The 24746-nt window shown below is 40.0% G+C and carries 25 protein-coding genes; 14 read left to right on the top strand and 11 right to left on the bottom strand.

Annotation, left to right across the window (positions count from 1 at the left end; translation table 11 throughout):
* Positions 1–175: 175 nt before the first annotated feature.
* Positions 176–532, bottom strand: a complete 357-nt coding sequence (locus ACLL8Z_RS00890) for a hypothetical protein (protein WP_411272858.1) — start codon at positions 530–532, stop codon at positions 176–178.
* A gap of 166 nt (positions 533–698) precedes the next feature.
* Between ACLL8Z_RS00890 and ACLL8Z_RS00885 the strand changes: the two genes are divergently transcribed.
* Positions 699–1034: a single-stranded DNA-binding protein gene (locus ACLL8Z_RS00885; RefSeq protein WP_411272857.1), complete on the top strand. Its 336-nt coding sequence runs from the start codon at positions 699–701 to the stop codon at positions 1032–1034.
* Positions 1035–1236: 202 nt separating this feature from the next.
* On the opposite strand, the gene ACLL8Z_RS00880 is transcribed toward ACLL8Z_RS00885, so the two are convergent.
* Genes ACLL8Z_RS00880 through ACLL8Z_RS00870 form a run of 3 tightly spaced genes read right to left on the bottom strand, consistent with a single transcriptional unit; the run spans position 1237 to position 4164 of the window.
* Positions 1237–1710 carry a hypothetical protein gene (locus ACLL8Z_RS00880; RefSeq protein WP_411272856.1) on the bottom strand — a complete coding sequence of 158 codons (474 nt, stop codon included), beginning with the start codon at positions 1708–1710 and terminating at the stop codon, positions 1237–1239.
* Between the two features lie 3 nt (positions 1711–1713).
* Positions 1714–2418, bottom strand: a complete 705-nt coding sequence (locus ACLL8Z_RS00875) for an SDR family oxidoreductase (protein ID WP_411272855.1) — start codon at positions 2416–2418, stop codon at positions 1714–1716.
* Between the two features lie 3 nt (positions 2419–2421).
* Positions 2422–4164, bottom strand: coding sequence for an aromatic amino acid hydroxylase (locus tag ACLL8Z_RS00870; protein ID WP_411272854.1), 1743 nt, complete (start codon positions 4162–4164; stop codon positions 2422–2424).
* A 155-nt stretch (positions 4165–4319) separates the two neighbouring features.
* On the opposite strand from ACLL8Z_RS00870, the gene ACLL8Z_RS00865 reads away from it, so the two are divergent.
* On the top strand, positions 4320–5273 hold the full coding sequence (locus ACLL8Z_RS00865) for a GDP-mannose 4,6-dehydratase (protein WP_411272853.1): 954 nt from the start codon (positions 4320–4322) through the stop codon (positions 5271–5273).
* 51 nt (positions 5274–5324) lie between these two features.
* Here the strand turns inward: ACLL8Z_RS00865 and ACLL8Z_RS00860 are convergent, their stop codons facing one another.
* The 6 genes from ACLL8Z_RS00860 to ACLL8Z_RS00835 form a co-directional block, all read right to left on the bottom strand.
* Entirely contained in the window at positions 5325–6206 is an 882-nt protein-coding gene (locus ACLL8Z_RS00860) for a lysylphosphatidylglycerol synthase transmembrane domain-containing protein (RefSeq protein ID WP_411272852.1), read from the bottom strand.
* A complete protein-coding gene (locus tag ACLL8Z_RS00855) occupies positions 6175–7131 on the bottom strand; it encodes a glycosyltransferase family 2 protein (protein ID WP_411272851.1) in 957 nt (318 codons plus the stop codon). The genes ACLL8Z_RS00860 and ACLL8Z_RS00855 overlap by 32 nt, the downstream gene beginning before the upstream one ends.
* A complete protein-coding gene (locus ACLL8Z_RS00850; RefSeq protein ID WP_411272850.1) occupies positions 7128–8723 on the bottom strand; it encodes an ArnT family glycosyltransferase in 1596 nt (531 codons plus the stop codon). The genes ACLL8Z_RS00855 and ACLL8Z_RS00850 overlap by 4 nt, the downstream gene beginning before the upstream one ends.
* Before the next feature lie 76 nt (positions 8724–8799).
* Complete coding sequence (locus ACLL8Z_RS00845; RefSeq protein ID WP_411272849.1) at positions 8800–9615, bottom strand: murein L,D-transpeptidase catalytic domain family protein; 816 nt, start codon at positions 9613–9615, stop codon at positions 8800–8802.
* A gap of 150 nt (positions 9616–9765) precedes the next feature.
* Positions 9766–10767: an NAD-dependent epimerase/dehydratase family protein gene (locus ACLL8Z_RS00840; protein ID WP_411272848.1), complete on the bottom strand. Its 1002-nt coding sequence runs from the start codon at positions 10765–10767 to the stop codon at positions 9766–9768.
* 164 nt (positions 10768–10931) lie between these two features.
* Complete coding sequence (locus ACLL8Z_RS00835) at positions 10932–12392, bottom strand: glycine--tRNA ligase (RefSeq protein ID WP_411272847.1); 1461 nt, start codon at positions 12390–12392, stop codon at positions 10932–10934.
* An 81-nt stretch (positions 12393–12473) separates the two neighbouring features.
* On the opposite strand from ACLL8Z_RS00835, the gene ACLL8Z_RS00830 reads away from it, so the two are divergent.
* The 6 genes from ACLL8Z_RS00830 to ACLL8Z_RS00805 all read left to right on the top strand — a co-directional run bounded on the left by ACLL8Z_RS00830 (position 12474) and on the right by ACLL8Z_RS00805 (position 18332).
* The gene (locus ACLL8Z_RS00830; RefSeq protein ID WP_411272846.1) at positions 12474–13223 is read left to right on the top strand and encodes an ATP-binding cassette domain-containing protein; all 750 of its coding nucleotides are present in this window, start codon (positions 12474–12476) and stop codon (positions 13221–13223) included.
* Position 13224: 1 nt separating this feature from the next.
* Entirely contained in the window at positions 13225–13953 is a 729-nt protein-coding gene (gldF, locus tag ACLL8Z_RS00825; RefSeq protein WP_411272845.1) for a gliding motility-associated ABC transporter permease subunit GldF, read from the top strand.
* The gene (gene gldG, locus ACLL8Z_RS00820) at positions 13899–15632 is read left to right on the top strand and encodes a gliding motility-associated ABC transporter substrate-binding protein GldG (RefSeq protein WP_411272844.1); all 1734 of its coding nucleotides are present in this window, start codon (positions 13899–13901) and stop codon (positions 15630–15632) included. The genes gldF and gldG overlap by 55 nt, the downstream gene beginning before the upstream one ends.
* Positions 15633–15743: 111 nt before the next feature.
* On the top strand, positions 15744–16868 hold the full coding sequence (dnaN, locus tag ACLL8Z_RS00815) for a DNA polymerase III subunit beta (protein ID WP_411272843.1): 1125 nt from the start codon (positions 15744–15746) through the stop codon (positions 16866–16868).
* Positions 16869–16979: 111 nt separating this feature from the next.
* The gene (locus tag ACLL8Z_RS00810) at positions 16980–17633 is read left to right on the top strand and encodes a DedA family protein (RefSeq protein WP_411272842.1); all 654 of its coding nucleotides are present in this window, start codon (positions 16980–16982) and stop codon (positions 17631–17633) included.
* A 42-nt stretch (positions 17634–17675) separates the two neighbouring features.
* Complete coding sequence (locus tag ACLL8Z_RS00805; RefSeq protein ID WP_411272841.1) at positions 17676–18332, top strand: DedA family protein; 657 nt, start codon at positions 17676–17678, stop codon at positions 18330–18332.
* Here ACLL8Z_RS00805 and ACLL8Z_RS00800 read toward each other — a convergent pair.
* Complete coding sequence (locus ACLL8Z_RS00800; RefSeq protein ID WP_411272840.1) at positions 18329–19288, bottom strand: zinc dependent phospholipase C family protein; 960 nt, start codon at positions 19286–19288, stop codon at positions 18329–18331. The genes ACLL8Z_RS00805 and ACLL8Z_RS00800 overlap by 4 nt on opposite strands.
* 207 nt (positions 19289–19495) lie before the next feature.
* On the opposite strand from ACLL8Z_RS00800, the gene rpsT reads away from it, so the two are divergent.
* From rpsT to ACLL8Z_RS00770, 6 genes are all read left to right on the top strand, one after another.
* Positions 19496–19750, top strand: coding sequence for a 30S ribosomal protein S20 (rpsT, locus tag ACLL8Z_RS00795; protein WP_411272839.1), 255 nt, complete (start codon positions 19496–19498; stop codon positions 19748–19750).
* A gap of 88 nt (positions 19751–19838) precedes the next feature.
* On the top strand, positions 19839–20540 hold the full coding sequence (gene radC, locus ACLL8Z_RS00790) for a RadC family protein (RefSeq protein WP_411272838.1): 702 nt from the start codon (positions 19839–19841) through the stop codon (positions 20538–20540).
* A 9-nt stretch (positions 20541–20549) separates the two neighbouring features.
* Positions 20550–21392 carry an endonuclease/exonuclease/phosphatase family protein gene (locus ACLL8Z_RS00785; protein WP_411272837.1) on the top strand — a complete coding sequence of 281 codons (843 nt, stop codon included), beginning with the start codon at positions 20550–20552 and terminating at the stop codon, positions 21390–21392.
* Positions 21393–21467: 75 nt separating this feature from the next.
* Entirely contained in the window at positions 21468–23867 is a 2400-nt protein-coding gene (gene pheT / locus ACLL8Z_RS00780; protein WP_411272836.1) for a phenylalanine--tRNA ligase subunit beta, read from the top strand.
* A gap of 165 nt (positions 23868–24032) precedes the next feature.
* A complete protein-coding gene (locus ACLL8Z_RS00775) occupies positions 24033–24341 on the top strand; it encodes a hypothetical protein (RefSeq protein WP_411272835.1) in 309 nt (102 codons plus the stop codon).
* Between the two features lie 21 nt (positions 24342–24362).
* Positions 24363–24653, top strand: coding sequence for a cell division protein ZapA (locus tag ACLL8Z_RS00770; protein WP_079700608.1), 291 nt, complete (start codon positions 24363–24365; stop codon positions 24651–24653).
* The last annotated feature ends 93 nt before the right edge of the window (positions 24654–24746 follow it).

Genomic DNA, 24746 nt, shown 5'->3' with positions numbered 1-24746 from the left:
GCCTCGCCAAAGCACCACAGAATGCCACTCGGTTTGGCTGTGTGTTCCACCTGTTTTATCTTTAAAGATTTCTGTGGTTGCTAACGAATTTTGACCACGGCTACATTTCCTTCCACATATTGTATACCCGGATCTTTGCCCAAATTACCAATTAGCGATACTTTGTTTAAACCTCTCATACTTTCTCCTTCTGCCTGACTATTAGAAACATCTCATTTTCCAGTTTGAGGTAACCATATTCATAACAGAAAAAATAGGTATTCCCGCTTTCGGTCTGATAAAGATGGGTATGGTAGGTCAGGTCAAAGCCGCAACGCAGCAGGTCATCTTTTTTCAGTTTAATTTTAGTCCCGATGCAGAGTTTGGTAAGGATGGAATGGTTCTTCCTAAGTATGGCATTCACCGGCCGAAGTGCGGAATCAGGGCCAGCTTTTAATTGATTGTTGAAATTGCTTCGGCATTGATCGTCGCAAAATTTTTTATCGGCTCTGCCGCGTAGGGCTGAGCCACAGTCTAAACATTCGCGTTCCATATAATCAAGAAATGTGTGCTGAATTTAGTATTAAGTGTTTAAAAACGGATATAAGCGTGTATATCCGTTTATTCTCCGGTTAAGTTTTGTTGCCCATAGCATCTTTGTTGTGTCGCTGCCCGAAGGCCGGTCAGTGTTCTTTAAGAATTATTTAAATATTAAAGCAATGAGTAATTTAAGAAACAGCGTTCGCCTTATGGGATTTTTGGGTACCGAACCGGAAGTAAAAACACTTGGTGAGAAAAAAAAACTTGCAAAAGTGGCTATCGCAACAAATGATTCGTATAAAAACGATAAAGGTGAAAAGGTGGAGGAAACGCAATGGCATAACCTGGTTATGTGGGATGGACTCGCCACAGTTGCCGAAAAGTATCTTCACAAAGGTTCTGAAGTCAGTGTTGAAGGCAAATTGACAAGTCGATCTTACACAGATAAGGAGGGTGTAAAAAAGTATTTCACCGAAATAGTGGTGAATGAGTTACTCATGCTGGGCAAAAAGTAGGAGTAGATTTAGATGTAAGGGCAGGGGAATCCTCCTGTCCTTGTTTCAATAGAGATGAAATTGGGTTAAAAATGCAAAGTTAATGTCCCGATAGGCGCAGCGGCGGAATCCCCGCGCCAATGAGGAGATCCGAACCAGTCGGGGAACAACGAACAACAACAACAACCCACAACCAACAATCAACCAACCAACAAGGTTTATCCTAAAACTTAAAATTAGATCTTTTATAAATACCCGGACGGGCGTGGTCTCCTTCTTTAAAACTAAACTCTACTTCGACAATACCCTCAAGTTCGGTTAGAGAATAGGTAGCTTCAGCCAGGTAAGCCTGAGCACCGTCACTTCCAGCTCGTTGGGTTAGGTAAGTAGCGTCAACTATACTGACATAAGCTTTAGTGCCTTCTAGTTTTACCCATATCAATTTGATTTCAGGATACTTTAAATTTATTGCGTCTACAATATCTTCAGGCTGTAAATTAGTCATATTCGCTGCGGGCTCCCGTTTTATCTCAAATCTATGAGTACTGTCGTTTATCTGGGCATTCCACGGGAGCACCAAGGTTTTTTCATGATCCATATTTTCTGCTTTCTCAATAGAAGAAGCTGTTTGGGTTGGTTCACTTTGACAGGAAGCTATAAGAGATAGCGCCGGGATCAAAGATTTGAAGATTTTCATAGGTTAAGGAGTATTATGTGCGACGGGTATGATTTTCCCGTTAAAGAACTTATGGCCTGTAAGTGCAAAATCAGCAATGTACTTCCCCATTTCAAAAGCCATAACTGGAGACTGATAATCTGGGAAAGCTTTCTCGAGCATTTCTGTTTGAGCAGACCCGAGTGCGAGACAATTAACACTGATTTCCCGGTCCGCAAGTTCAACGGCCAGGCATTCAGTTAATATGTGTAAGGAAGCCTTACTTGACGAGTACGCGGCAAGACCCGGAAATTTTTCGCTCCCCTGAAATGCTCCCATGCTCCCGATATTCACAATATGGCTCTTGCGGGACATCAGCGGAACAATATTCTGAATCATTTTGACATGACCGAGAAGGTTATTCTGCAGCATCTCGGCAAAATCGAGCTGAGAGATTTCCATAAAGGGTTTACTAATTAAAGATCCCGCATTATTGATAAGAACATCTACAGTACCAATCCTTTCTTTTATAAAAGGCACCAGTCTAGTTTCATAATCATCGTGAACTATGTCGAACTTGGCGCAATAAAGAAAACACTCCGGATTCAATGCAAGTGCCAGTTCCTGTAATTTCCTGAGTTTGTCTTCCGATCTCGCCAATGCAACGACTTTATGTGAGCCGAGTCCCGTCAGTTCGAGCACTGACTCAAATCCAACCCCACTGCTTGCGCCTGTTATTACAATATTCATTGGTCAGTTTGTTAGCTGTGTTACCGGATTTTTAATCAGGTAAAAACCATCATGGATCAACTTGTTGAGTTCAGGCTCGTTGGCAGCTTTCATTTCCAGGTAAATCCTTATTTCACGTGTCATTTCGGGGTAGATATTCTCATGATCCAGTATCTCCAGTATTTCAATAGAACATAGCCAATCTTCACGGAAATTCTTCCGAATGCTTTCCCATACACTTAATAATTGATCGTGCGAAGAATGGTTTTCCCTGCAATATCGGACCGTTCGAAAAAGTTCGTGGTATTTTTTCTTCTCAAGGCTGTATTCCGCATGATAAGTAGCAGTTTTAGAAACAGGTGCAATCTTTTCAAATGAATCTTTATCTGCAGCTCCGCAGTACACAGATATTATTTTATCTCCGACCGCCATGTCGAACATCCCCCATGAAGGTTCGAACAGTACATTTTCCTGATCATCTGTTACAGTACAATCGCAGAAACTGATTAGGATAATCATTCCATCCCTTTTTTCTACTGATTTAACCTTTCCCGAAACTGTGAGGCCGCTTCTAAAGTTAAGGGTGGCTGCTCTATCTGGTATTATGCCCAAGGCAACAAGAGCATCGTCCGACGCTCTTTCAAGTGGGTAATTGAGCTTACTTAAGAGACCAACAGGTGATGAATAGCCGTGAGAATGGTATTCTTTGCCATGCCCCTTAAGTTGTTTGCCTTTGAAAGATAACGCGCTCTCGCCGGTAGTTTTGATAAATTGGAGTACATCGTCACGGTCCATTTTCATATCCGTAAAAGTTCCGCTTACCTGGAGGCCTGAACTATAAACAGCAGTGCAGATATTTTTACATTCAACTGCTTTTAGAACGCTTTCAGATCCGCCCCGCCGAAAAGCCATGGTATCTGCAAACTGTTCTAAAACATTTATCAGGTTCTGAAAATCAGATGTTACAAAGAGCTGAGGTTGTGTTTTTGTTATGTCGAAAGGGTAATTAATGGCGCCTAGTGTATACCAGTATTTTGTGATCCCGGAATCCATACAGCTGGTACTTTCTCCAATGGAAGAAAGCAGTCCGGCGCCATAAATTTTCGGCTTTTCCAATGTTCCGATTAGTCCATATTCCACGGTCCACCAATGCAGACGACTTAATAAAGCCATTTCAGAAGGTTCACCAAGATTTTTCTGGCAGAAATTAACTTTTTTTTCAGCTTTCCTCAGAAGGGTGGGATCTGCATCATGCATCTCTTTGAGTATTGAAAGTTCACGGATAGCTTCGTAAAGTTCAAAGTCTTTGGACGAAAACATTGCTTTTGCGCCAATTGATCCAAAATAACTTAAATATTCATGATAATCTTTGTCGGCGATAATTGGGGCATGTCCTGCCGATTCGTGTATTATATCCGGAGCAGGAGTATATTCAATATGATGTAGTTGACGGATATCAGCAGCAATAACAAGAACCCTATATGACTGATACTCCATGAAAGCGGAGGGCGGAATAAACCCGTCTACAGTTACGGCTCCCCAGCCTATTTTTTTCAGGGCGTCGTTCATCTCCTGCAAATCCGGAATTTTTTCGATGGTTAAGCCTGCAGCTTCCAAACCGGGTATATAGGGATAGTAAGCAATGTCCTTGAGATAGCTATAATTCTGGCGCATAACATAGCGCCAGACAGCATGATCAACAGGTGTATAGTGCTCATAGTGCTGTTCGACAATAAATTGCCGCAGGTGGTTTGGTAGCTTTTTCACCTGTGGATTATTAAAATCATTGAAACTCGCCATAGTGTCTTTTTGCAGAGATAGATGATATAAAGTTAAGAATTTATTTGTCCTCTGGTTTTTTGACCAGGCCTTTTTTTGCCCGGATAGCATGGATAATTTTGTATTTTTGAGACTTTGTTACTATGAAAAAGCGAATTTTTATTACTGGTGCAGCTGGTTTTATCGGAAGTAATCTCATCCGCAGTTTATTACAAGATGACCGCAATATTGTTATAGGTTTTGATAACTTCGATGCCTTTTATTCGCGCACCGAAAAAGAAAAAAATATAAGCGAGTTTGCCAACGACAAGAACTTCCGTTTTTATGAAGGAGATATCAGGAACCAGGCTGATCTTGATGCTCTGGATGATATTGATGTGATCGTACATCTGGCAGCTAAGGCTGGCGTTAGACCCAGTATTAAAAATCCCATCCTATATCAGGAAGTGAATGTGGGAGGTACTCAGAATTTGCTTGAGTTTGCCAGAAGAAGGGGAATTATTCAGTTTGTTTTCGCGTCCTCCAGCAGTGTATACGGAATTAATGAACATGTCCCCTGGTCGGAAGAGGATAAGCTAATGCCCATCAGTCCGTATGCATCAACCAAGCTCTCATGCGAGATGCTGGGACACGTTTATAGTTATATATATGGAATTCGATTTCTAGCCTTGCGTTTTTTCACAGTGTACGGGCCGGGTCAAAGGCCAGATCTGGCTGTTCATAAATTCTTCAAATCAATTATTAATGGTCAACCTATCCCCGTTTTTGGAGATGGTTCTACTAGCAGGGACTATACCTACGTTGGAGACACCGTAAAAGGCATCGAGGCTGCCATTTCTTATGAATCTTCAAATTTTGAGATAATTAATTTAGGTAACCACCGAACCGTCACCCTTAGCCAGTTGATTCTCGCTATAGAAGAGTCTTGCGGTAGAAAAGCAACTATTGACCGTCTGCCCGAACAGCCGGGAGATGTGCCCCAAACGTATGCTGATATACATAAAGCACAAAAACTTCTCAAATACCATCCCTCAACAGATCTGAAAACGGGCCTGGATAATTTCTATTCCTGGTATCTTAAAACTCAGGATAACTAAATTACGTTGGAATACTCATACTTATCAACGAATACTTATCACCGATACTAATTACGGCAGCTCAATTTTTTTCTCATCAAGTTGCTTTGGATAAAACACGAAGTAAATGCCGCTGAGAGATAGGATAGCGGAGATACAATAGAACAAAAGGCTTATTATAACCGCCAGTTGCTGATCTATTTGAAAAAATTGAGCACCATAAACAAAGACTAGTTCTCTGGCCCCCAAACCGCCTACGGTAAATGGGAAGATTGCAACCAATGACGATATCAGGAACATAAAAAGGTAAGGAGCAAATTTCCCTTCGTGATTTAAGGCGTACAACAAAATTATCACCGATACGATCTGCATCGACTGCACAAGGAGCGCCTTAAAATGAGTAATGATAAAATTGTGACTATAATCCTGGAAATAGTGCCGCATGATCACATAATATGCTATACTTCCGGCAAGCACTGTTGCAATCGGAATCCAGTTTGGTATCCCTAAATAAGGGATGAATATAACAAGCATTGAGATGATGAGCCCCAATGCCCAAAGTCCGCTCAAACGATCAAAGAATATCGCCTGGAAAAGCCTTCGGCCTTTAATCGAAAACTTCTTTCTCAACAGAAAGATTTTGTATCCATCACCCCCAATGCCGCCCGGAAGAAACAGGTTATAAAACATTCCAAGAAGGTAAATTTTGAAATTATATACAGGTGAGATATCTAAGCCAATCCCTTTGAAAAAGGTATTAAGCCGTGATGCGGAGATGATCTGGGATATCACAAATGCAATTAAGGCAAAGAAAAGATAAAGTGGATTCGATTCACTGAATGCATCTTTTAAGTCTTTAACTTCAACTTTCCTGGATACCAGATACAAAGATAACCCAGTAATTGAAATTTTTAAAAGAAGCTTAACTATTTTCCAGCTTTTCGTTTTGTCCATTAAAGATTCGTCTAACCTGGTAAGTTTTTCTATTAGTTCCTTCGAAATATGTCCGAACGTTTATTTCGGCTAATATTCCAAAAGTGATCAATTGTATCCCAGCAATTAAGAAAATAAGGCCCAGGATCAGGATCGGTTTACCCCAAATATCCTGGCCCATAATCTTAAGTATGAGCAGGTAAATATTTATCATAAGGCCCAGACCTAGTGAAATAAACCCTAAGGTTCCAAAGAGGTGCATGGGTTTTTGGATATATTTTCTGAAAAACACCATTGTTATCAGGTCTGCCATTACCTTAAACGTCCGGCCTAATCCATATTTTGAAGTACCGTGTATCCGGGCGTGATGTTTCACGTCAACCTGAGTAATGCTTGCGCCCTGAAGTTTGGCTAAAACCGGAATGAACCGGTGAAGCTCGCCGTAAATACCGAGATCTTCGGCTATCTCCCGCTTAAATACTTTCAAAGTGCATCCATAATCTTTAATGTAAACGCCAGTCATTCTCCGGATAATAGCGTTCGCGATTTTAGATGGCACCTTTCTCAAAAACATTCCATCCTGCCGTTTAACTCTGTTACCAGCAACCACATCCCAATCTTCATCCTTTAACTTCTGAAGCATGAAAGGGATATCAGACGGGTCGTTCTGCAAGTCGCCGTCAATCAGGGCAATATATTTCCCACTGGCATGGTCGATGCCAGCTGTCATCGCTGTGCTCTGACCGTAGTTTTTACGAAGTTCTACAAGGCTGTTCCGTTCGTCAGCATATTCACGAATCTTTTTTTGAGTGCCGTCAGAGGACCCATCATCCACGAAGATTACTTCGTAGTCGATGTTATTTAAAGCTTTCCGGATCTCCGCCAAAAGCGGCTCTATATTATCACGTTCATTTAAAACAGTAATCACAACCGAGAGTTCTCTCATTTTACTTCGTAAAGTTTTAAGTTCTGATAATTCTTTATCAAAAGTGCATCCGGGTCATTCAAATCCCTGTCAAAGGTAAAATAATAACCTGGCTTAGTCTTATCCTCCGTGAATTTCACCTTCTGCATACGAGTGCGCTCGATATAGAAAATCAGCCTGTCGTGGAAAGGGATATTTGCTTCGTCAGGATGATATTGATAAAAGTAAAACGACTTTCCCTTGCTGATCGAGCCCATTTCAATTGCAGCATCCTTGTATTTATTTTCGATTTTGTGATGAGCGCGATGAGGCAATACGAAAAAACTGAAAGCCAGCCTTACCGCTAATAGTAAGCCCATAAACCCGAGAAGTTTGTGAGTTTGGAAGCGATAGATGAGCCAGGTAAATAGAATGCAGGTCAGAAAGACAACAATAGCTTTTAGCTCCAGGTAAGGTACATAAATTGAAAGATCAAAAAGCAAAGCTCCAGGGACAGCAAAAGTTACAAGAATGGACAGCACCAAAAGAATATTTCCAAATACTTTATTGATTTTGGGCAGCCTATCTCTATAAATAGAATAGGCATGGCTCCATAGGATAAAGAGTAAGGGGTACAGCATTAGCAAATACCGTGGCCGCGTTTGTGGTGATAACCAATAAACCCAGATATTCGCAAGAAATATAATAGCAACATACTTAAGAAATGGGTTATTTTTAATCCCGGGAATAAAATCCTTATGAAAGCAAAAAAGTAAAAGTATACTCGCTGGGAATAGGTGACCTATGTGTTCAAAGGGAAAAGAAATCATGTGGAGAATCGTTGGCACAAGTCCAAATTCTGCGGCTGTCCTCTTACTGCTTTGATTCCATATCGTGCTCAGATACCCTTCAAGATTTGGATTGAATTGATAATAGTTAAGGAAATACGCGCCTATAATCAGTACGCACAAAATCCCGCTAAGGATATGCTGCCAGCTCAATAATTTAAGTAAATTTTGGGTGTAGCCAAGCAGGGCAATTAAAGTAAGTCCTTGAAAAACAAGTGATGGAAGTCCCTTGCATAAAAACGTTAGTGCAGTAATTAAGTAAGAGATAAAAAAAAGCCAAAACCATTTCTCTCTCTTATAAAAGTAAAAGATCAGCATGAAAGATCCGAACGTAAGCCAGGAATAAAAGATGTCAATATGTCCCAGCATTGAATCATATATCAGCATCCTTCCGTTAAGGAGGAAAAGCATCGCGCTAATTAGGGCTACCTGTCTGTCTTTTATGAAATAACTTATGGAGTAAAAAATAGTTATAGCAAACAAGAACATCGGAATGATTGCAGGTAAACGAGTAACAAATTCTGAATAGCTACCTGTTAATTGATAAAATGCAGCCAGAATCCAGTTATAGAGTGGCGGTTTATTGTAATAATATTCACCCCCAATAGTGGGTACAGCATAGTTTCCGGAAAGAATCATTTCAAGAGCTACATTAGCCCTTGTTGGCTCATCAGCAAATAGCGGCAGAAGTCCCAGATTAGTGAAGAAAGCGGGCAGGGCAAAGAGGAGTAAAATAAAAAATGCCTTTTCAGGGTAAAGCGTTAGGAATTTTTCAAGTTTTTGCATAAACCTATGCAAAGATATAAAAGTAAAAGGGAGAACTGAATTACCAGTTCTCCCTTTTAACTATTATTAATTCTTATTAGATGCTAGCCGGTACTGTATTTCCTGAAGTAAGGAAATTAGAAACTGCAATTTCCTGATCAAGGTAGTTGGAAGTATAATTAGTCGCCGGACCATCGATAAATAATAATGTTTGACCTTTAATAGTATTGATGATCTTGTTAGTCAATTCTACAGGAAGTGCTGGGCAACCGTGACTTCTACCTAGCCGTCCAGTTCTATCAATGAACGATTGGCTTACGTATTCAGCTCCATGAACTACGACAGCACGATCTCTGGCATTCGTATTGAATCCCTTATCCATACCTTCAAGTTTCATTGAAAAACCATGTTTTCCAAAATATGTTTCACTTGTTATATAAAAACCAAGACTGCTCTGATGAGAATTCTCAGTATTCGAAAAATTGGTGGCCATATCACCACCACTTCCCTGACCATGTGCAACCAAGGTATTAAATAATAGTTTGTTGCTCGCAAGATCGACTATCCAAAGTCTCTTTTGGGAACTTTTGCGATTAAAATCTATAATTGTTAATATTTGGCGTTCCGGGGAAACCAGGTTAGTTTTTTTAAGGTTATAATAACCTACCAATGCCTTCCTGAAAACTGCCACATCTAATCCGCTGGCAGCCAGTTCGGCTTTTTCAAAAGTAGAATCTACATATTGATCAAACAACTGCGTATTTGAATAACTGTAAGCAATCTCTTCGAGTACCGGCTCTGTAGGTGAATCAAAAAACTGCAATTGTGATTTTTTTGCTGAAACCCAGCTAATGGTAGGTAGTGTACTGATAAGCAAAAGTGATCCAATCGCCCAGATGGTATGTTTCCTCATAAAGTTCCTCAATTATTGTTTATTAAACGTAATAGTTTATTAAAAGTTGCAATGAGTTTGAGTATGGATTTACTATAATTTTCTGTTTTGATATAGCCAAATATACGAAGTTTAGCTCTGCTAATTGTCACAGAAGAGTATAAACTGAACCTATGTATTTATGCTCCAGGGGGCATCTGAGAGCCTTTTCAAATATTTTTTCGAGCTTCCGAAGCTGTGTACCCATACAGCAATATCTTCACATGAGTTGTGGAAATTTTTTGGTGGACGATATTTCAATTCCTCTTTTATTCTGGAAATATCCAGGATCGAATTGCTCCCGATGGATTTTAAAACTGGTTTGCTGATCATATCACCTATTCTACTTCGTGGATTCAAAAAAAGAAAAGCCTTCATCAGAGATTCCGGTAAGGACAGGGGAACTAATTTTCTTTTTTCTACAGCGGATATGCACTCCAAAGCCAGTTCTCGAAGTAGGTAGGGCTTTTCATCAGTAATATTGAAGATTTGCAGTTTTGGCTGGTTTTTTTGTTCCATATACAGTTCAATTGCATAACCAACATTGTCAACATGTGTTAGCGAACCTTGCGTATTGCTTTTGAACGGACATAAAAGAAACTTACCCTTAACCAGGCTGAGCAAACGCGGCAGAAGCACTCGGTCACCAACACCATAAATTGCTCTGGGACGAAGAATAAGTCTTTTCTGATGAACAGGGATTTCCAATTCTACGATATCCTCAGCGAGAAGTTTCGTTTCTCCGTAATCGCTCAGATCGGATTGAATACAGGCTTCATCTTCCTTGACCGGGAGAGTTTTGAACTGGTACACTGAGGAGGAAGAGATATGAATGAATAGTCGACAATTTTTTGCAGCTTCAACCACATTAAGTGTCCCTTCTACATTGCTCAGAATTAAATTTTTGTAATTATCAGTATCAGATGCCAGTGCCGCTGCATGAATACAAACATCTGCTTCTATTAAATCCATTGTGCCAGTAATATCAGCGGGGATGTATTGGGCAATCTTCAGCAGATTTTGATTGGGCTTCTCCTGATTTCCGATAGCAATAATCTCATGGCCTCTTTTATAAAAATATCTGCAGAGTGCCGCGCCAACAAATCCATTTGCACCAGTGATTGCTATCTTCATTTTCGCCTTAATTTCTGAAACAGATTATGTCTGGATTAAGCAGAATGGATTCTCAGTCAAGGGCAATTAATACCCACATTCATTTAATATTACATTTTACGAATTAGAATGTTTTAATTAAAAATGATTGATGATCCGGCACAGGTTGATAATTGGAACAATTGCTATTTCAGCAAATTTTTCCAGCTTACGAGGTCTCCAATTATTTGTTCAAGTTTTTCCGACCCAACCCGTTCCTGAACCATATTATCCCGATGTCTGATTGTCACGGACCCGTCTTCAAGGGTTTGATGATCAATGGTGATACAAAATGGAGTTCCAATTGCATCCTGCCTTCTATAACGCTTACCAATCGAGTCCTTTTCATCATATTGCAAATTGAAGTCCAGCTTTAAGGCCTCCATGATTTCGCGCGCTTTTTCGGGCAAGCCGTCCTTCTTTGTAAGGGGCAGAATAGCAGCTTTCACGGGAGCCAGGCAAGGATGTAGATGTAATACGGTACGTGAATCCTGTTTTTCTTCTGTACTCAGGTCCTGTTCTTCATAGGCGTTACATAAAGTCAACAAGAACATACGATCCAAACCTATCGAAGTTTCGATAACATAGGGAACATAGTTCTTGTTCTCCACTGTGTCAAAATATTGAAGTTTTTTGCCTGAAAACTTTTCGTGCTGGCTCAGGTCGAAGTCCGTGCGGCTATGTATGCCCTCAACTTCTTTGAATCCAAAGGGAAAATTAAATTCAATATCCACTGCAGCATTGGCATAATGGGCGAGTTTCACATGATCATGGAAGCGGTATTTTTCCGGAGCAGTACCTATTGCGAGATGCCATTTGAGCCTGGACTCTTTCCAATGTTTATACCATTCCATTTCTGTTCCGGGCTTCACAAAAAACTGCATTTCCATCTGTTCAAACTCCCTCATCCTCATGATAAACTGACGGGCGATTACTTCATTTCTAAATGCCTTCCCAATTTGTGCAATCCCAAAGGGAATTCGCATCCTGCCCGATTTCTGGACGTTTAAAAAATTAACGAAAATACCTTGTGCCGTTTCTGGCCTCAGGTAAACCTGATCAGAATCTTCGGCCATAGCGCCCATTTGGGTTGAAAACATAAGGTTGAACTGGCGTACTTCCGTCCAGTTCCGTGTGCCTGAAACCGGGCAAGCAATTTCATGCTCTTCGATAAGTCGCTTTAAAGCCGGAAGGTCATCAGCTGACAAGGCTGTATCCATATCAGCCTGCAGCTTATTTGCCTTTTCATTTTTGCCATCTTTTTCATAACGGGTAATCTTATCCTCAATTAGATTATCCGCGCGATACCTCTTCTTTGAATCTTTGTTGTCGATCATTGGATCTGCAAAGCCGTCGACATGGCCGCTTGCTTTCCATATTTTAGGGTGCATGAAAATGGCCGAATCAAGACCAACAATATTTTCATTTAACTGAACCATACTTTTCCACCAATAAGTTTTGATGTTGTTCTTTAGTTCAGCCCCAAGTTGCCCGTAATCATAAACCGCACTTAAGCCATCATAAATTTCACTCGAAGGGAATACGAAACCATATTCCTTTGAGTGAGATATAACATTTTTAAAAAGTTCGTCGTTGTTTTTGCTCATAACGGGACAAAGATAATACTGCAATTCAAATTAACTCTATTCTCCACTCTCAATTCTCCATTCAAATACTAACTTTGAACCATGAGCATTTCAGTAACTAATCTCAGTAAGGATTATGGACAGCAAAGGGCTGTAAATGAGATTTCTTTTGAAGCTTATCCCGGAAAAATCCTGGGATTTTTGGGTCCTAATGGAGCAGGAAAGTCGACCACGATGAAAATCCTTACCGGTTTTATTCCTCAAACATCAGGCAATGTAAAAGTTTGCGGTTTTGATGTAAATGAAGCATCCATTGAAGTGAGGAAGATTGTCGGGTATCTCCCGGAGCATAATCCCCTATACCTGGAAATGTACGTCAGGGAGGCTCTTGCATTTATATGCGATATCCACAGGATACAAAATAAACAGGCTCGGATCAAAGAGGTCATCGATCTTACAGGTCTTAAAGAAGAGCAATTCAAAAAGATCGGTGCCTTATCAAAAGGTTACCGGCAGCGTGTTGGTTTAGCCCAGGCTATTTTACCCGATCCTAAAGTTTTGATTTTGGATGAACCAACTTCGGGATTGGATCCTAATCAGGTGGTAGGTATCAGGAGCCTGATCCGCGATTTAGGAAAAACTAAAACGGTTATAATTTCAACGCATATAATGCAGGAAGTTGAGGCAGTTTGCGACCGGGTTATCATCATCAGCAAAGGAAAAATAGTTGCCGACAAGGAACTTGGGGAATTGAAAAAGGAAAATCCCGGGAAGAGTTTAGAAGAGATATTTATAAGCTTAACTAATGAAAGCGGGATGAGCAGAGCAAAATCTAATTTAGAGATAGAATAAGGTGCTGGCTATATTATTTAAGGAAATATCAGGTTTTTTTAGCTCTCTGGTGGCATATATTACTATAGCCGCTTTTCTAATTGTCACCGGACTATTTCTTTGGGTTTTCCCCGAATCTAGTATTCTCGAATATGGCTATGCCGGTTTAGAAAGTTTTTTTAATATAGCTCCGTTCATTTTCATGTTTCTCATTCCGGCGATTACTATGCGTTCCCTTGCGGAAGAGCAAAAAGATGGAACATTTGAGCTTTTGGCAACCAGACCATTAACAGATTGGGATATTGTTTTTGGGAAATTTGGTGCTGCCCTTGTCATTGTTGTTCTTACTCTATTCCCAACACTGATCTATTACTTCACAGTTTACCAGTTGGGGGTCGTAAAGGGTAATGTGGATACAGGAGCTGTAATCGGGTCATATATTGGTTTGGTTTTATTGGGTTCGGCATTTGTAAGTTTGGGCCTTTTCGCTTCATCCTTTGGGAAAAATCAAATCATTGCATTTACACTAGCAGTTTTTTTATGCTTTCTGTTTTTTAGCGGCTTCGATTCGTTCAGCCAACTTGATTCTCTCCAAAAATTCAGCAGTTATCTAAGCGGATTAGGTATTAATCAACACTATCAGTCTATCAGCAGGGGAGTATTGGATACCCGGGACCTGACATACTTTTTGAGCTTTTGCTTTTCATTTCTTTTGTTGACCAAAACTATGTTGGGGGCCAGGAAATGGTAGGACAGCGTAAAAAGGACCTGATATATATTATCACATTTTTAGCGGTGATATTCGCTGTGAATATTCTTTCGAGTCATTTCTTCACGCGCTTTGATTTTACAAGCGAGAAGAAGTATACACTTTCGCCAGTGACCAGGAACATACTCAATAATCTGGATGATAGAGTTCAGGTTACTGTTTATCTTGAAGGTGATGATTTTCCGGCTGGATTCAAGAGATTAAGAAGCTCAACTTTTGATATACTGAGTGATTTTGAAGCATATTCCAGTAACAGACTGGACTTCGACTTTGTAAATCCTATGGCGGGTAATGAACAAACCCAGCAGGAAAACTATCAGATGCTTATGGAAAAAGGCATTGAACCCACCAATTTGAATGTCACAACAGAAAACGGAAATTCTCAAAAGATTATCTTTCCTGCCGCACTAGTAACTTATAAGGGTATTCAGATTCCAGTAAAATTATTACAGACACAGAACGGCGTAGACCCTCAGCAGGTATTAAATAATTCGATTCAGAATTTGGAATATGCCTTTTCAAGTACTATAAAACGGGCCACAACAGGCGGGCGGCAACGTATAGGATTTACCGAAGGGCATGGGGAACTGACTGATTTACAGTTGAACGATGCAATGAATTCACTTGCAGACTGGTCAGAAGTTGGACGTGTTGATCTTGCTACTATTACTTTCGATGGGTTGGATAAATTAAAACTGCTTGTTATCGCAAAACCCGAGAAGGAATTTTCTGAAGGTGAGAAATATAAGATCGATTATTTTGTTATGAACGGAGGACGGATCTTGTGGGCGATTGATCAGGTGAATGCAGAGTTGGATAGTTTACGCGGGGTGGTGGAGCACTTGGCATTCCCAAAGAAGCTAAATCTGGATGATATGCTTTTCCGATATGGCGCCAGAGTAAATTACGACCTCATTGCGGATTTAAACAGTTCTCGTATCCCGTTAAACACTGGTGATGTGGCAGGGCAGCCGCAGATCCAGCTTTTACCATGGCTGTTCTACCCAGTATTTATTCCTGTTTCGAGCCATCCATTAGTTAAAAATCTGGACGGAATCCGTTCTGAATTTCCTTCAACTATCGACCTTATCAAGGTTGATGGTGTCGTAGGAGAAGTGATTTTATCCTCATCTCCATATAACCGGAAATTTGACGTACCGACGATGCTCTCTCTTCAGATGGTAGAACAAGAACCAGATCGAAAGCTATTCCAGGGTACTGTAAAAGCAGCCGGAGTACTTTTGGAAGGAGAGTTTCCGTCTGTTTTTAGGAACAGACCAATTCCGTCAGGGATTACTGCTCCATCAGTTTTACCTGAAAAAAGCAAACCAGGGAAAATGATTGTAATAGCCGATGGCGACGTTTTTAAGAACCAGGTTAACGTCTCAGATGGTTCCCATTACCCGCTAGGTTTCGATCGATACACACAAGAACAGTATGCAAATAAGAGCTTACTTCTCAACGCAGCAGATTATCTGATGGATGATTCAGGGATAATAGGATTGAGGAATAAAGAAATCAAACTGCGCCTCTTGGATAAAGCAAAAATAAGAAGCGAAAAAACCTTATGGCAAGCGATTAATTTGGGTTTGCCTCTAATAATGTTGATAGCCTGTGGTATTTTTCAACATTACTTCCGTATTGGGAAGTATGCTCGTTAAATTGTATATTTTTACGGAGATTATTAATAAATTACCTGATTATTATCGTTAAATGGCTTATTAGGAAAACCGAAAAGCTTTATCATTATTGTTTTTCAGATATTTTTGAATATGAGATTTATAGTTTCTACATCTACATTATTAAAACAACTGCTTGCAGTTAACGGCGCGTCCAGCAGCAGTACAGTTCTGCCAATTCTCGAAAATTTTCTATTTGAGATTAAGAATGGAATATTAACAGTTTCTGCTACTGACCTCCAAACCAGTATGACTACTTCATTGGCTGTAGAATCAAAAGAAGATGGAAAAGTTGCTATTCCTTCTAAAATTCTACTGGAAACTTTAAAAACTTTACCCGATCAGCCAATCTCGTTTTCAGTAGATGACAAAACCTTTTCAATTGAAATAAGCGCCGGCGACGGGAAATACAAGCTGAGTGGTGAGAATGGCGAAGATTTTCCCAAAATACCTGTAGTTGAGAATGGCTCTTCCGTATCAATGCCTGCATCAGTACTTGCTGAAGCTATTAATAAAACCCTTTTTGCTGTAAGCAGCGATGAACTTCGTCCGGCAATGACAGGCGTTTATTGTCAATTAAGCCCCGAGCACATAACATTTGTAGCTACCGACGCACATAAATTGGTAAGATATCGCAGGCTTGACACAAAATCTGATTCGGCAACGACTTTCATCTTGCCTAAAAAGGCATTGACGTTACTTAAATCGTCCCTCCCTTCAGATAATGTTCACGTTGCAGTTGAATATAACAACACAAGCGCATTTTTTAGATTTGGTAATATAAATTTAATTTGCCGCCTGATCGACGAACGGTATCCGGATTATGAAGCGGTTATACCAAAAGACAATCCCAACAAACTGGTTATTGATCGCTCACTCTTTCTAAACTGCCTAAGACGGGTCGTTATCTTCGCTAATAAAACTACTCACCAGGTACGACTTAAAATAAGTGGCAGCGAGCTGAATATATCATCAGAAGATATTGATTTCGCGAACGAAGCACACGAGCGACTTTCCTGCCAGTATGAAGGGGAGGATATGGAAATTGGATTTAATGCAAAATTCCTTATTGAGATGCTCAATAATCTCGGTGGAGAAGAAGTACTTTTGGAAATGAGCACCCCTAACCGTGCAGGATTATTAATGCCACAAACACACGATGACCAGGAAGATGTGCTTATGCTAGTAATGCCGGTTATGTTAAATACATATGCCTGATAAGTTTGCTGTGCATAAACCGTAAGCTGGTTTAATATAATTTATTTGCAATAAAACAGAAAACTCAGGTCTTTTACTCTGAGTTTTCTATTTTTGTGGAAAATCATACTTTTGGAACTTATACAGCAGCTGCTCGATTTTATTCTCCATATCGACAAGCATTTAATTGAAATAGTACAGGAATACCAAACCTGGACGTACCTCATTCTATTTTTGATCATTTTTGCCGAGACCGGCTTTGTTGTAACTCCATTCTTGCCAGGCGACTCCCTGTTGTTCGCTGCAGGAGCAATTATCGCCAAACCTGAAAGCGGACTTAACATTTTCCTGATGTGTGCTCTGCTTATTGGGGCCGCTATATTAGGCGACCTGGTTAACTATCACATCGGAAACTATATAGGCCCTAAAGCCTTTAGTGGTAAATACAAGTGGCTTAAGACGGAATATCTGGAAAAAACGCAGCAATTTTATATTAAGCATGGTGGAAAAACGATCATTTACGCGCGATTTATTCCGATAGTGAGAACGTTTGCGCCTTTTGTAGCCGGCATAGGCACAATGAGTTACTCCCGCTTTGCTTCTTATAATATTGTAGGCGGTGTTTTATGGGTAGTATCGTTTCTTTTTATCGGATACTTCTTTGGCGGACTGCCTGTTATCAAGGATAATTTCACGTATGTAATTTTTGGAATAATAGTACTCTCCATTCTGCCTCCAATTATCGAACTGATTCGCGAGAGACGTAAAGTCCCTGCAAAACAATAGTTCCCCAAAATCCTTTTATACTAATCAATTTAGAACTAACCATTGGAACTTATATCTGAAATCCTTGATTTTATTCTGCATATCGATAAATATCTTGTTAAAATAGTTAGCGATTACCGCACCTGGACTTATCTTATTATCTTTCTGGTGATCTTCGCAGAAACAGGTTTCGTAGTGACCCCTTTCCTTCCCGGTGATTCTTTACTGTTTGCTGTCGGAGCTCTAATTGCAAAAGGAGATACAGGTCTTGATATCTATATAATGGGTTTGCTATTAATTGCTGCAGCCATATTTGGAAATACGGTAAACTATTTTCTGGGAAATTATTTCGGACCAAAAGTGTTCAAGCCCGAAAACCGAATTCTCAAGGTTGATTATTATAATAAAACTCAGGACTATTTTGATAAAAAAGGCGGCAGCATGTTAATTATTAGCCGATTTATGCCAATTTTTAGAACAGTAGCACCGTTTGTAGCAGGCGTTGGTAAAATGAATTTTGGCCAATTCACTTATTATAACGTCGTGGGCGGAATATTCTGGATCGTTAGCTTTTTAGGTATTGGCTTCATCTTTGGAAATATACCAATTATCAAAGACAACTTTACATATGTTATGTTGGTAATCATAATCCTGACAATTCTACCGGCTATTTTTGCAGCAGTCAAGGCGCGGCGGACTATGAATCAGCAAGAGATTTAATTTTCCGTTCGTCCGATTATGCTGCCTTTTTCAAATGACTGCCTTTCCTTTTCCTGATTCAACTTTTCCTGATCATCCGGCTCAATTTTTATAAGTTCTTTGAGATTGGGTTGCCCTGCATCAATCCATGCAGAATACCAGTAACTTCCAGTCTGGAGAATAGAGGATCGCATTTGCTCTTCAACCATTCCATTCATTCTATCATGATATGCTCTGGAATAAGATTCGGAATATTGCCGTTCTACCCGTCCGTTTCGTTGACTAAAAGTGAATTTTTGATATGGAAAAACTCTACTTAAACGTGCTTCTATCAGCAAAACAGAATCTTTCTGACTTTGAGCCTTTTTTACTATAGCCCATGCTTCTTTCAACGGATCCGCGATATACCTGGCCCGGCCCACTAAAAAATCATACTCTTTATGGAATAATTCAGGAAGCCGGCTTTCCCAAAAACCATGAATCCCAATCTGACCCGTCAATTGTCCGTTATAATTTTCTGTGGTATGTAATGGAACATGAGCATCCGAAATATAATGACCCAGATCTGCGGACAATTTGAGAATCTGCAAAGAATCGCGCGTTTTGAACGCATTGGTCAATGAATGATAAGTCCGTTCTATTTGCCAGGGAACTATTCCATTATCGTGTAGAACCCGATCACCGTATTTTTTTAGTGCATCTTTCCACTTTTGAGGGATGCTATCAAAAGGAGCATTGCCATAACGGTCCGCATCTATAAAATGCCTGGAGGCCTCAGCAGTATCCGCATAACGGCGTTTGTCGGGATCAACGGCGTGTTCTGTTACAAAGAGGATGTTATTCTTGTAAAACCGTATCATAGGGGTAGGAAGAGTATATACAGCAAGCCTGTTGATATGTTGATGGGCGAAGAATCCCCATGTAAAATTTATTAGGAATGGCAGGAGTAAGGTAAGAAAAAGGCTAATATGGCGCATAGCCCAAAATTAATTAGCTTTGCACCCCTTTTAAGTTAAAAGCACACATTGATTAGTTAATGGTTGCAAAATCCAAAATGAGTGTTTTGATTAGCGATATGGCGCAAAATTCATAGCTGGTTTTTTTTAACTTTAGCTTTGTATTTTAAATAAATCAGCATATATTTGCAGTCCTTAAAAGAAGGACGGAAAAAACAAGCTTAACAAATGGCAAATCATAAATCATCGATAAAAAGAATAAGATCAAACGCAGCTAAGCGTTTACGTAATCGCTACCAGGCTAAAACTACAAGAAGTGCTATCAAAAGATTACGTACTACAACAGATAAAACAGAAGCAGCTCCGCTTTTGAGTAAGGTGATCTCGATGCTTGATCGTTTGGCTAAAAAGAACATCATCCATAAGAATAAAGCTTCCAATAATAAATCAAAACTTACCAAGTTTGTTAACGGTTTAAAATAATAGCTTAAATAATTACCTTTAAATAAGGGGTTCCGAGCATATCGGTACCCCTTATTTATTTTCCTATGATTCTGCCTACATTTATTTTATGCAGGTATATGATGAAAAAATTACCATCAAACGATGGGCTGAAGAAGATCGCCCTCGCGAGAAACTTAGTCTCCAGGGAAGAAGAAGTCTGAGCGATGCAGAACTGCTCGCCATACTCATTGGATCGGGAAGCAGAGCAGAGAGTGCAGTAGAATTATGCAAGCGAATACTTTACGCATGCCAGAAGGATCTAAATCAATTAGCAAGGCTTAGCATATCTGAACTATCAAAGTTCAAGGGTATTGGTGTGGCAAAAGCCATCAGTATTATTGCTGCTTTAGAGTTGGGAAGGCGTAGAAAGGAGCTCGTATCGGCTGAACTCGTACAGATAAGTACCAGTATAGATGTTTACGAATTAATAGCTTCGCAGTTCAAAGATTTGAATCATGAGGAATTCTGGATCCTTTTGATGAATAGAGCGAACCGGGTCACTTCAAAGCACCTGATAAGCAAAGGAGGCCAGGCCGGCACCATTGCAGACCCCAAGATCATTTTTAATATAGCACTTGAAAATCACGCATCTTCCATTATCTTAGCCCACAATCATCCGTCCGGAAATTTGAAGCCAAGTCATTCTGATATTGAATTAACGAAGAAACTAAGGTCTGCAGGTCAGTTTTTAGATCTTCCTGTGCTGGACCACTTGATAATTACTGACCAGGGCTTTTTGAGTTTCGCGGACGAAGGCATACTAAATTAACCATCTCACATGAAAAAATTACTTTTCTTATTTACACTTACACTTCTCTATTCCGGTTTAAATGCTCAGCAAAATCCTTATGGTTCTTTAAATATCCTGTCATATAATATCCGGTATAATAATCCGGGCGACAGTATTAACGCATGGCCAAATCGCAAAGAATGGATTAAATCACTTGTAAAATTTTATGATACAGACATACTCTGTATACAGGAGGGTTTAAGTGATCAGGTAGATTATCTGCAAAAAGCAACCGGTTTTACAGTTGAAGGTGTTGGCCGCGACGATGGTAAGAAGGCTGGCGAGTTTGTAGCAATTTATTATAATCCAGATCGCTTCGTAAAAAGATTGTCGGGACATTTTTGGTTATCTGAAACACCAGAGATGCCTTCAAAAGGATGGGATGCAGCTATCGTAAGACTTTGCAGTTGGGTCAGACTTTATGATAAAATCAGGAAGCAGGAGTTTTATGTATTCAATACCCATTACGATCATATGGGAGTGATTGCGAGGAACAAGTCATCAGAACTCCTTCAACAACAGATTCCTATTATAGCAGGTAATCTTCCTGTAATCCTCACCGGGGATCTTAATGTAACACCTCAAACTGAATCGGTATCCACCATAAAGACCTTTCTTAGCGATGCCCGTGAAGTTAGCGTGGAGCCCCCTTATGGACCTGATGGATCGTTTAATGGGTTTAACTTCACAGCTCCCCTTAAAAACCGGATCGACTATATTTTTACCAATAAGAATTTTAAGGTGCTTAAATTTGGGATACTATCTGATTCAAAGGATCAGCGATATCCATCCGATCATTTACCCGTATTCTCCAGATTGAGAATTGAGTAAGTCAGGGGAAATCTTGCTCTCAGCGTCTCAAATCTCACATCTCTTTCTATCTTTGTCGTTCATCATTATTAGAACATGAAGATCTCGTATAAGTGGCTGCAGCAATACATCCAAACGGATAAAACACCAGAGGAGCTTTCTCTGATCCTGACCAATATTGGTTTGGAGGTAGAGAGTCTTGATAAGGTTCAGGGTGTACCGGGTGGTTTGGAAGGATTGGTGATCGGCTTTGTAAAGGAATGCAGCCAGCATCCCAATGCCGATCGTTTAAAGGTCACTAAAGTTGATGTCGGCGGGGTTGAATATCTCCAGATCGTTTGTGGTGCTAATAATGTTGCAGCAGGTCAGAAAGTCGTAGTAGCAACTGCAAATACAACTATTTATCCAACTACCGGCGAACCTTTTAAAATCACTAAGTCGAAAATTAGGGGAGAGATTTCTGAAGGAATGATTTGTGCGGAAGATGAAATTGGCCTTGGCCATGACCATGACGGAATTCTGGTTCTTGATGCCGAAGCTGAAATCGGTTCGTCTGCGAAGGAATATTTTAATCTTGAAGATGATTTTGTTTTCGAGATTGGCTTGACTCCCAATCGTGCTGATGCAGCCTCGCATCTTGGAGTGGCGCGTGATCTGTCTGCTTATCTTCAGATCCCTTTAAAAATGCCTGACCTTTCAGTCTTTTTCATTCAGGATAATTCTTTGAATATTCCCGTGAGCGTGGAAGAGATAAATGCATGTCCGCGATATTCATCACTCACTATCAGTGGTATTAAAGTCGATCAATCACCCAAATGGCTCATAGAGAAACTGAACGCCATCGGGGTTCGTCCTATAAACAATGTAGTCGACGCAACAAATTATATTCTGCACGATCTTGGCCAGCCTTTGCATGCTTTTGATGCGGATGCCATTAAAGGTAAAAAGGTAATTGTCAAAACCTGTCCTGAAAATACCACTTTTAAAACGCTTGATGAGGCAGAGCGTAAGTTATCGGCTGATGACCTGATGATCTGCAGCGGGGACGATCCGATGTGCATTGCTGGAGTGTTCGGCGGCATATCGTCCGGGGTTAGTTCCGGAACAACCAAGATTTTTCTGGAGAGTGCATGGTTCAACGCCGTCTCTATCCGTAAAACTGCTAAACGTCATGGGCTAAAGACCGATGCTTCTTTTCGCTTTGAGAGGGGTACAGATCCCGAGATGACAGTTTTAGCGCTTAAAAAAGCTGCAATCATGATCAGTGAATTGACAGGAGGATACATTTCTTCTGAAGTTTCAGATTTCTATCCTGCTCCAGCCAGTCCTTTTGAGATAGAGATCTCTTTTAAGAATATAAATAGATTGATAGGTAAAGAGATTTCCCCTGATGAAGTCAGAACTACCTTAGAAGGATTGGGCATTAATATCATCGCTGAAACGAGTGAAGGAATGTCACTGCAGGTTCCGGCTTTTAAGGTCGACGTAACACGTGAGGTTGATGTAATTGAGGAGATACTTAGGATACATGGTTATGATAATATTGAGATTCCTACCCAGATCAAGGCTTCTTTAAACTTTGTTGCCAAGCCAGATAAGGAGGTTCTTCAGAACCAGATAGCCGATTTGCTTTCGGCCAATGGATTCCACGAGATTTTGGGCAACTCGCTTACCAAGCTGAGCTATTCTTCACAACCTGAACAGGCGGTAAAGATCCTGAATCCGCTAAGCAGCGATTTAGATGTCATGCGCCAGAGCCTACTATTCTCAGGACTTGAAGCCGTATCATATAACCAGAATCGCAGAAATGCTGATCTTAAACTATATGAATTCGGAAAGATCTATAATCTTGATGGAGAAAATTATAGGGAGAACCAGCGGCTCTCGATATTTATTACCGGAGCAAAGGAAACTGAAAATTGGACTTCGAAGTCGGTGGAAGCCGGATTTTATAATTTAAAATCCGCCATTGACCAAATCATACTGCGTCTGAATATAAACGGGCTAATTGTTGATGAAACCGCAAATGCTAATTTCTCATCTGGTATAGTTTATCGTAAAGGTGAAAAACCCCTGGTGGAATTCGGGACTGTTTCTAAAGCAAGATTAAAAAAGCTTGACATTTCAGGGCAGGTATTTCATGCTGATTTTGATTGGGACCTTGTTATCCGTTCAGTGAGAAACAATAAGATCTCCTATAAAGAAGTTTCAAAATACCCATCAGTAAGGCGTGATCTGTCGATGCTTCTAAATAAAGATGTTTCATTTGATCAGTTAAAGCAGATTGCACTTAAAACTGAGAAAGGTCTGCTTAAGGAAGTAAATGTATTCGACGTATATGTTGGCGACAAGCTTCCTGCAGGCAAGAAATCCTACGCTTTAAGTTTTTTGCTGCAGGATGAGGAAAAAACTCTTGCAGATAAGCAGATTGAAGTGATCATGCAAAAATTAATTCTTAATTTCGAAAAGCAGGTAGGGGCGGAGATAAGGAAGTGATACGTTGTACGTTTTACGTTATACGTCTGGACGGATAAGTTAGAAGTAATAAGCAGTAAGCAAGTAAGAAGTAATACATAATAATTTATAAGTATTAACCAAGAAGCCTGGTACGGTAGGTTATGCGTTTTGCACGTATAACGTACAACGTATAACGTAAAACTCATGACTGTCGCGGAGCAACTCAGTAAAGTAGTAGATAAAACAGGTCGACTTATCGACCTCTGCGTGGCTTTACAAGAGGAAAATGATCTATTAAAGCAGGAAAATGACTCTCAAAAGAAAAATTACTTGTCATCAGACAATCGGGTAAAAGATCTTGAAGAAAAATTGCGTGTTGTTACCCTGGCGCGCTCGCTGGAGGGCATGCCCGCAAATGAATTGGGGACGAGTGAAAAAAGTCTTGACATAAAGCAAAAAATTACCGAATTTGTACGCGAAATAGATAAGTGCATTGTATTGCTGAAAAAGTAATACTTAGTGAATCAAGCTCAAATGGGAGAAATCTCCATAAAAATAAATATTGCTGACAGGGTTTACCCCTTAAAGGTAAACATGGAAGAAGAAGAGGTAATAAGAAGGGCAGCTAAAATAATAAATGACCGCATAAAAGAATATCAGGACAATTATGCGGTTCGCGATAAACAGGATTTGTTATCCATGTGTGTATTACATTATGCAACAGCTACGCTGAAAGCCGAGAAAAAGGTAATGAATGTAGACACTGACGTGGCAGAAAAAGTTTATGAATTAGACCAGCTGTTAACTGATTTTTTTTCAAAGTAATATCGTTCTTTATACATAGAGCAATAAAGATTTAACCGCAGTTAAATTTTTAAGTTTCACTATTTAAAGCTTAACACTTCAATATTGAAGGGT

The sequence above is a fragment of the Daejeonella sp. genome, assembly GCF_046590655.1.
Lineage (GTDB): Bacteria > Bacteroidota > Bacteroidia > Sphingobacteriales > Sphingobacteriaceae > Daejeonella.
The sequence above is the reverse complement of the archived record's forward strand: the minus strand, read 5'-3'. Positions and strand labels throughout refer to the sequence as shown.